The sequence below is a fragment of the Phormidium sp. CCY1219 genome (assembly GCF_055795085.1).
The window spans coordinates 1-8923 of record NZ_JAYFEQ010000780.1; the positions used below are offsets into that span (position 1 = coordinate 1).

Here is an 8923-nt window from a genome sequence, read left to right on the forward strand (position 1 = left end):
AATAGTCTCAATAGACTCGATGGGGCAGGCAGGACTTAAGCGCAATGCGTAAATTGCTTAAATGCCCTGCCTGCCCCGTCGAGTTTCAGCTTCGATTATATCATATCCAAACGAAAAATCCAGTTTTTTTAAAGCGCGATTGGCATTAAGAGATTTTTCTGCAACCAATTCAGTGGGTCTGCAACAGAATTTGTCCTGGGGGGTGAAGGGCGATCGCCCCCGGAATTCGGGCAATCAATTCTTGTCAAATACCTACCGAAACATCACCCTACGCCAATACTAGCCGATTAGCGGATAAAATTCTATGAAGCATCCCACACCGAATCCCAGACCATGTTAAACGACCTAATTGGCAAACTGTTACTGTTTGCGCCCAGACTAGCAGGGAGTCTGCTGATTTTACTAGCATTCTGGTTGGGCAGCATTGTCCTGCAAAAAGTCATCCGCCGCCTAATTGTCAGCAGCAAATTAAATCGAGATGCCCTGAAACTCCTCGAACAAACTGCCACCAGCATCGTCTCGATTGTTGGCATCGTCACCGCCTTAGGAACCCTTGGGATTGATGTTTCTGCGTTAGTAGCCGGGTTAGGACTGACGGGATTTGCCGTGGGACTCGCCCTGAAAGATATTCTGTCCAACTTCGTTTCCGGGGCGTTAATTTTGATTTATCGTCCCTTTCGGCGCAACGATCGCATTTCCGTTGCCGGATTTGAAGGTACGGTGATTGATATTGATTTACGATATACCACACTCCAAGCAGAGGAGAAAAAAATTTTAATCCCCAATGCGTCTATTTTCACCCATACAATTTGCATCATTCAACCTAATGAGGTGAAGATTATCACCAAAAAAATGGGTTAAATTTGCCAAAACGCGCCGATTGCTGAAATTTAGCGGAGCAAATCGGTGCGGGTTTACGATAGATTTTGAGTAAAAACGATTGAGGTCAATGAATATTCTGATACCCATTGGACTCGGGTTGATACCCGGGATTTTTTGGTTGTGGTTATTTTACTATAAATGCCGAGTTGCACCCGCGCCAAAATCGGTGCTAGTCAGACTGTTTGTCTGGGGGATATTGCTGGCAATTCCCGTAGTGCTTTTACAAATGCCATTTTTTTACCTGTTGAAATCGCACCTATTTTTATTTACCGTTGTTGCGCCCCTGACGGAAGAATATGGAAAATATTTTATCGTGAGGCGATCGCTGTATCGGCGTGCGGACTTTACCGAACCGATGCAAGGGATGATGTATGCAGTAACCGTTTCCCTAGGATTTGCTTCGATTGAAAATATCTTTTATTTGCTTGCCACTTATTTAGAACGTCACGATTTCACCGGACTTGTAGGGCAACTGAATAGATACGAAATCCTGTTATTTGTATTTGCGGTGCGGGCGCTGCTATCCGTTCCCGCTCATGCTTTATGGGCAGGGTTGTGGGGATATCCCTTGGGAGTAGCGAAGTTTTCTGCACAAGAAGTTGGGAAAAAGTGGGTTCGCAATGGGTTGATTGTGGCAATTATTGGCCACGGATTGTTTAATTGGATGTTAGTTTTCGCTCCAGGTGCCGCCGTGGTGTTGTTGCTATTGATTGGATGGGGATGGCGGCGGATATCGCGCCGCATGCAAGGGGCGATCGCCAGGAGGACAGAAGGCGATCGCTGACAGTGCGTTCCATCGCCAGTATCGGGACTTTCCCCATTTTCCAGCAAAATATTCTAGAATATCTGTAAACCTGTAAACTTCGCCCATTTAGAATAGCAACTCACAGACAATGAACGATTTTATCAATGGTCTTCTCGGTCGCCATCCAGAACGAATGAAAGCGCAAGTGGAAATTTACACCTGGCAAACCTGTCCTTACTGTATCCGCGCCAAACTGCTGCTGTGGTGGAAAGGAGTTGACTTCACCGAATACAAGATTGATGGCGATGGTGCAGCGCGGGTAAAAATGGCCGAACGGGCAAATGGGCGGCGTACCGTTCCGCAAATTTTTATCAACGATCGCCATATTGGTGGATGCGACGAACTGTATGAATTGGATAGCAAAGCAGAGTTAGACTCCCTGTTAACGGCGGAACCTGCATAGTCCCGTTAAATTGTCAATATTTTTGGCAAAAAAACTCGCTTTTCGCCTTTCCGTGGGAAAGAGAGAAAAAGCGATAGGGCGAGATGAAACGAGTTATTTTGGCAGGTAGGTAGAGGGGAATAGCAAGATGAATTATCTGGTTATCTATGATGGAGATTGCAATCTTTGTACGAATTTGGTGCAAGGGTTAGAAAATTTGGACAAAGGCGATCGCTTTAGCTACATTCCGATGCAGGATGAAGAGACGCTGGCGCAACTGGAGATAACGCCGCAAGAGTGCGAAGGAGGGATGATTTTAATCGATAGCGATCGCCTGGAAAGGCGGTGGCAAGGTAGCGATGCGGCGGAAGAAATTGGCAGCTTGTTACCGGGGGGGAATCTGTTTGTAAATGCCTATCGATCGCTACCGGGAATGAAGTGGATGGGCGATCGGGTTTACGAGCAAATCCGGGATAACCGCTATCAGCTATTTGGCAAGCGAGAGAACACCTATCAATCTGCCTATAGCGGCAATTGCCACACCTGTAGTAATCAACCATGAATCTGCCGATTTGCGATGCGGAGTATTTGAGGCACCGACAGTGGATGAGTCGGGCGATGGAACTGGCGCAGGCGGCGGGAGAGGCGGGAGAAGTGCCGGTAGGGGCGGCGATCGTCAATCCCGAAGGAGAAGCGATCGCCGAAGCGCAAAATCGGCGAGAACGAGATAAAGACCCTACCGCCCATGCCGAAATTCTGGCATTGCGCGCCGCCGGCAATGCCTTGCAAAACTGGCATTTAAACGGCTGTACCCTTTACGTGACCTTAGAACCTTGTCCCATGTGTGCCGCCGCGATCGCCCAGTCTCGCATCAGTCTCCTGGTTTATGGTGCCGATGACCCCAAAACTGGCGCAGTTCGCACAGTGATGAATATTCCCGATAGCCCTTGCTCGTTTCACCGTTTATCCGTACTCGGCGGCATCATGGAATCCCCTTGTCGAGCACAGCTACAATCTTGGTTCGCCCAACGAAGACACCGCCCTGTCGATGAGCGTTCTTAAGCCCCATTTTTCCCTAACCCACCCGCCGCTTTCGGAAATACATACCCTATTTAATCCGCTTTTTTGTTCGTTGAAAATTTAGCTAATTTTAGGGTAATCATATTTTGCACTTAATTGGAAAAAATAGTTGAAACTGAGTTTAAACTTACTATTAAATTGGGCAAGTAAATGAGGACAACACAAGCCGGAAAAACAAATCAAAAAAGAACGTCAACCGAATCAATCACCGCGCAAGTTTCTCCCAGGTTGCTTAAATTGATTTATCCATTGGCGCGGTTTTTGGTTTTGCCAATTTATTTTCGCGGTTTAGAGGTAACGGGACAAGAAAATATTCCCCGAGAAGGACCCGTTATCTTGGCCCCAACGCATCGTTCGCGCTGGGATGCAATTGTGGTGGGATATACGACCGGAATTTCTGTTAGCGGACGACATCCGTATTATATGACTTCCGCCGATGAATTTCAGGGAATTAAAAAGTGGTTAATCCCGAAGTTAGGCGGATTTCCCGTCGATCGCGATCGCCCGGGAATTAGCAGTTTCCGTCATGGGATTGAATTGCTGCAACAAAAACAGGCGATCGTGATTTTTCCTCAAGGCGGGATTGTACGCGATCGCGAAATTGGCCGACTCAAACCCGGATTAGGGCGTCTTGCTATGCAAGCGAGAGCAATGCAACCGGATATCGACATTAAAATTGTCCCCATCGCCCTAAAATACGATCCGTTTATTCCCAAATGGCGCTGTGATGCCATGGTTTGCATTAGCAAACCCTTAAACGTAGCCAATTATCCCTCAGACAAACCCAAAGAAAGCGCCATCCAACTCACCGCCGATTTGAAAGAAGCCCTTCAGGCGATCGACCCCGAATAACTCGGGCGCAACCATAAACCGTAGGGGATGGGAGTACAAAGAAAATAAAGGCGGGGGTGTCACCCACCGACTGAATCGAAGGGAAGAATGGGTGTTATGCTATTTTTAACTCGTTCCCCGGCGATCGCAGAGGCATCCCACCAGAGCGACCACTTCCCCCTCAATAAATGTGCGGTGGAGGCATCCTTGCCAAAGGATAGAATTTTTCCCTGTTTCCCAAACTACCTCAGTTTTCCCAAAGAGGGGTTTTTCAAATTTTATTGCTAGATTAAAACGGTAGAACGAGCAACGATCGCGAATTGTTTTCGGATAAGACATGTAGGGACACAAGAGAGGAAAAGAAGATGGAAAAAGCCACATTTGCAGCCGGTTGTTTTTGGGGAGTGGAAGAGCGGTTTCGCCAAGTGGAGGGGGTGATTTCTACTGCTGTGGGCTATACGGGCGGACATTTTCCCAATCCCTGTTATTTAGATGTTTGTGCTAGAATTACCGGGCATGCGGAAGCCGTGCGAGTGGAGTACGACCCGCAGCGAATCAGTTATGAGGAACTGCTAGAAGTGTTTTGGGCTAGCCACGATCCGACGCAACTGAATCGCCAAGGTCCCGATCGCGGAGAACAATATCGCTCGGCTATTTTTTATCATAGTCCCGCCCAGGAAAAAGCGGCGCGATCGGCCAAACAGAAGTTACAGTTATCGGGCAAGTACGATAAAGATATCGTCACGGAAATTAAACCCGCCAGTGAGTTTTGGATGGCGGAAGAGTATCATCAGCAATATGTGGACAAAAAACGCCACGTTCGGAAAAGAGATAGCCGAGCCAACCTCTAATTATAGCACTTTTAGGGGGAAAATGGCAAAGGTAAAAATCGGTAATTTACTGACGTTGAAACACCACCGATAAATTATTGGCTGGCATGTCGAGGGTTTCGATTAACGTCAGATGATTTTTTTGTGCCACTTCCACCACTTCTTCTAAATCGCGTACCCCCCAGGTGGGATTTTGCCACTGCAACATTTGGTCAAAGGCTTCGTTACTCGGGGCGGTATGTTGGCCTTTTTTTTTGAATGCGCCATACAGATAAAGAATGCCGCCGGGATTGAGAATTCGATTAGCTCCTGCCATCAATCCCAAGGTAGATTCCCAGGGGGAAATATGCAACAAATTAATTGCAGCGATCGCGGTAATGTCGGGTAAGTTTTGCGGGGTAGCGGACTCGGTTTCTACTGCCCAAGTGGGCGATCGCACGTCAATATTCAGAGGCGGTAAAAGATTATCGGCACCCAATTCACTTCTCCAAGCGTCAATACTTCCACGCGATCGCGCCTCTGGTTCGCTAGGTTGCCAAAAACGCGGTTGCAGGCGCGGCGCAAAAAACACCGCATGTTCGCCAGTTCCGCTAGCCACTTCTAACACCGTACCCGTTTGTGGTAAAACCCGTTGCAACACAGACAAAATCGGTTCTCGGTTGCGTTCGGTTGCCGGCGCAGATAATTTCAAAGAGGACGGATAATTCATGGGTGGAAATATTGCAATAAATTACGCTAAATCGGCGATCGTCAAGCCCAATGCTAATAGCAAAAGAATATCATAAATCGGTCATCATGTTAAGCCAGCTCTGAAAATTATTGTCCCTACCGACTTCCCCGAGGACAAGTGACTAATGACCAATGACAAGTGACAAATGCCAAGTGACCCATCGCCACCCACCAATGATTCCACCGATCCACTGCTGGCAATTTTTGTCCGAACGCCCGCCAACATCAGAGTCTTTGGTTATCTTAGAAAAGAAAAGAGTAGCATACAGATAACTGCGATGAATACAACACCGACGACGACAACCGAGACGCCTGGAGAAACCCCAGTAGAGGTGGGGACAGAGATACAGAGGAGCGCGATCGCTGCAGAGGGGGAAAAATGCGCCCCCGGAGGGGAAAATCCCGAGGAATTCGACGTGCTAGAAGCGTGGTATCCGGTGCATTACCTGGAGGATCTGAGCCAATCGACCCTGACTCGTTTCACCTTGCTGGAGCGAAATTTGGTCATCTGGTGGGATCGCAACGGGCAAACCTGGCGCGCCTTTGAGGATAGCTGCCCTCACCGCCTGGTTCCTTTATCTGAAGGGCGAATTAACGAAGAGGGCTTGTTAGAGTGTCCCTATCACGGGTGGACATTTGCCGGAAATGGGCAGTGCGATCGCATTCCGCAACAGGAACAAGGATCCAACCCAACAGCCTCGAAACGCGCCTGCGCGGTTTCTCTGCCCACCACCACCCGCCACGGGATGTTATTCCTGTATCCAGGCAAACCGGAAAACGCCGAAAAAACTGCGCTTCCGATTATTTATCCGCTTGAAGAGTCACCGGATGGCTGGGTGTGTTTGAAGACCTTTCGAGACTTGCCCTATGATGCCCTCACCCTGCTAGAAAACGTGCTAGACAGCAGTCACGTGCCCTACACCCACCACGGAACCGTAGGCAACCGCGCCTCTGCGGGAGCTGTGGAACTCGAAGTCGTTTCTTTCGGAAAACAGGGATTTGAAGGACTGTGGGAAGAAGGGCCGCGACAAGGAACCCTCGGGCGGCAAACGACTACATTTGTAGCACCGTCTCTCATGTGGCACGACCTGACCTCGAAACAATTTGGCCGCACTCTCACAGTGGTTTATGCTACGCCGATTCGCAAAGGGGAATGTCGCTTATTTGCCATATTTCCGTTTAAATTCTCCTCGAAAATTCCCGGGCTATTTATGAAACTGACGCCGCGTTGGTTCAATCATCTGAGACAACATGCGATTCTGGAGGACGACCAAATTTTCCTGCACTACCAGGAACGCAATTTGGAAGCCAAAGGCGGGAGTCCTCAGTTTGCCCAAGCGTTTTATTTGCCCACCAAGGCGGATCGGTTTGTGGCGCAGTTACACCAGTGGGTAAATCAGTATCGCATCGATCCGTTCCCCAGCCACAGTTTACCTCCCCGCCGCTCTACGGAACAGCTTCTCGATCGCTATCATTCCCATACGATACATTGTGCGAGTTGTTCCACTGCGTTGGCGAATGTTAAGCGGGTGCGGAATATCGCCGGGATTGCAGCAGCGATCGCCTGGATAATTGCCCCAGCGCTGCTGGTGTTCCTGGAGGATACCCCAACCGTGGCGATCGCCTTTTGCACCGTTGTGAGCCTTGTCTGCGGTGCGATTTGGCTGCGCCTGGCCCAGCTAGAGCGGGATTTTTATCGCGGGAGTGAAGTGCCGACCAGAAATCTGCCGAATTAAGTCCCCTGCTATGGGCTAATTCACCGGCTCTAAATGGATATCAAGTCTGGCGGAATAGCTGTAAAAAGAATGAGTCCCTGTAGGCTTTCTTGAACTGCCAAAGCGGTATTTCAATCCAGTGCTTTTACTGGCCATCCACCGGACGCGATATGATATTCTTTTTCTAACTGCTCGATAGAGAACTGTGAATTGCTCAGTAAGGACACGGCAGTGCCGTGTCCCTGATTCATTCGAGGCGATCGCGCGACTCGAGGCGTCCGGTTCTGTGCGATCGAGGGTCAGAAATGCGTCCAGGTGAAAATCAGATGAATGGGAAGGGCGAATTGGAGACCAAAAAATGGGGGTGGTGGGGTTGGGTTAGTTTATATGTAGGTGGCGATTTGAGTGTTAATTTTGAATTAGCACAAAATTTAGGTGGTGTCAACTCTCAGCTCACACGTGGGGCGAATTGAGAAAAAAGATGGGACGCAGGATTACCGCGTCCCATGAAAGACAACTAACCGTCAAATACCTGGACTTACACCAATTTCAGGTTAGGATAGTAAGTCAAAATGTCATCGGTGGTGAGAGTGTCGCCTTTTGCTTGCGGGGTCCAGAGGATTTCAAAAGCTAACAACTGCTCGCTACCGATACCGCCGATTTGACGTAATGCTTCGCGCAGTTCTTCGGAACTGTTAACATTGGGCAATTGCATTTTGCCGAGGGTTCCGACAATTAAATTCACCACAATATATTCGCTCGGCCCTTCGGATTCGTCAGAGGGGAGAGACTTGGTAGAGTCAGCTTCGCGCAGTTGGTTGTTGACATTGGAGAGGGTTTCTTCTTGCACTTTAGAGCGTTCCCCCAGAGCAAGCTGGTTGAAGCGTCCTTCGGCGCTAGAGAGGCGAGTTTGCTCGGAACTGGTTGCGCCATAGACCCAATATTCCGGATGGCGCAGTAAGGCGAGGCTAGCTTCTTGCAGCACTTGGGCGCGACCTTGCTCGGTGTTGGTATTTGCCGATGCGGCGAGGCGATCGAGTTCCTCTTGCAGGTCGCGGGCTTGGGCTAACAGACCCACTTGAACTTTGGAGATAGCCACCGGGGGGTTGCTGGCGTATTCCACGGATTCTTCGGTACCCACGCGACGGAAAGTTTGCACGAGGAAGTTAGCGATCGCGATAAAAATCAGGATACTAAACAAGCCGCCAAAACCGCCGCCGAAGCCAAAGAAAGGCAAGAGGAAGGGGAAGCCGAAGCCACCGCCGCCGAAGCCGCCACCGGGGCGCTGATAGGAGCGGCTGGGGGGAGAGAAGGTGCGGCTGGGCCCTCTAAAAGAGCCACCGCCAATGCGACCGCCAGTGCGTGCGGCTAAGGCTCCATCGGCGTAGGAGAAGACCAACACCAGAACCAGGGCGATCGCCACTAAAGGTTTGAAAAGGGGTTTAATTGCCGAAAGCAGTTTTCTATACATAATCGGTGGGCTGTTTTGCATTGCATCAAAAGATTCCAGAGATTGGGAGCCGCCTGGGTGTCACCCCAGGGGTTCGTCGCCGGAACCCGCGACGAACAGACCCCGAGGTCTGTCGTCCCCTTTGTGACGTACTCCCGACGCCGACCGCTTAGGCGGTACGGCGCGGGCTTCTGCGCCCAGACCTTTGAGATCTGGGTT

General features: G+C 49.8%; 10 protein-coding genes. 8 read left to right on the plus strand and 2 right to left on the minus strand.

Translation table 11 applies throughout. The annotated features are described in order from the left end of the window. The first annotated feature begins 333 nt into the window (after positions 1-333). From AC0QH1_RS23785 to msrA, 7 genes are all read left to right on the plus strand, one after another. Positions 334-861: a mechanosensitive ion channel family protein gene (locus AC0QH1_RS23785; protein ID WP_324633867.1), complete on the plus strand. Its 528-nt coding sequence runs from the start codon at positions 334-336 to the stop codon at positions 859-861. An 88-nt stretch (positions 862-949) separates the two neighbouring features. After that, complete coding sequence (locus AC0QH1_RS23790) at positions 950-1666, plus strand: PrsW family intramembrane metalloprotease (RefSeq protein WP_324633868.1); 717 nt, start codon at positions 950-952, stop codon at positions 1664-1666. Between the two features lie 109 nt (positions 1667-1775). Then, on the plus strand, positions 1776-2090 hold the full coding sequence (grxC, locus tag AC0QH1_RS23795; protein ID WP_324633869.1) for a glutaredoxin 3: 315 nt from the start codon (positions 1776-1778) through the stop codon (positions 2088-2090). Between the two features lie 127 nt (positions 2091-2217). Beyond that, entirely contained in the window at positions 2218-2631 is a 414-nt protein-coding gene (locus AC0QH1_RS23800; protein WP_324633870.1) for a thiol-disulfide oxidoreductase DCC family protein, read from the plus strand. Further along, a complete protein-coding gene (gene tadA / locus AC0QH1_RS23805) occupies positions 2628-3131 on the plus strand; it encodes a tRNA adenosine(34) deaminase TadA (RefSeq protein ID WP_324633871.1) in 504 nt (167 codons plus the stop codon). The genes AC0QH1_RS23800 and tadA overlap by 4 nt, the downstream gene beginning before the upstream one ends. A gap of 168 nt (positions 3132-3299) precedes the next feature. Beyond that, a complete protein-coding gene (locus AC0QH1_RS23810; RefSeq protein ID WP_324633872.1) occupies positions 3300-4001 on the plus strand; it encodes a lysophospholipid acyltransferase family protein in 702 nt (233 codons plus the stop codon). A 344-nt stretch (positions 4002-4345) separates the two neighbouring features. Further along, the gene (gene msrA / locus AC0QH1_RS23815; RefSeq protein WP_324633873.1) at positions 4346-4831 is read left to right on the plus strand and encodes a peptide-methionine (S)-S-oxide reductase MsrA; all 486 of its coding nucleotides are present in this window, start codon (positions 4346-4348) and stop codon (positions 4829-4831) included. 46 nt (positions 4832-4877) lie between these two features. Here the strand turns inward: msrA and AC0QH1_RS23820 are convergent, their stop codons facing one another. Continuing rightward, entirely contained in the window at positions 4878-5519 is a 642-nt protein-coding gene (locus AC0QH1_RS23820; RefSeq protein ID WP_324633874.1) for a DUF938 domain-containing protein, read from the minus strand. 298 nt (positions 5520-5817) lie between these two features. On the opposite strand from AC0QH1_RS23820, the gene AC0QH1_RS23825 reads away from it, so the two are divergent. Then, positions 5818-7275: an aromatic ring-hydroxylating dioxygenase subunit alpha gene (locus tag AC0QH1_RS23825; protein WP_324633875.1), complete on the plus strand. Its 1458-nt coding sequence runs from the start codon at positions 5818-5820 to the stop codon at positions 7273-7275. Between the two features lie 517 nt (positions 7276-7792). Here the strand turns inward: AC0QH1_RS23825 and AC0QH1_RS23830 are convergent. After that, positions 7793-8725 carry a DUF1517 domain-containing protein gene (locus AC0QH1_RS23830; protein WP_324633876.1) on the minus strand — a complete coding sequence of 311 codons (933 nt, stop codon included), beginning with the start codon at positions 8723-8725 and terminating at the stop codon, positions 7793-7795. Between the last annotated feature and the right edge of the window lie 198 nt (positions 8726-8923).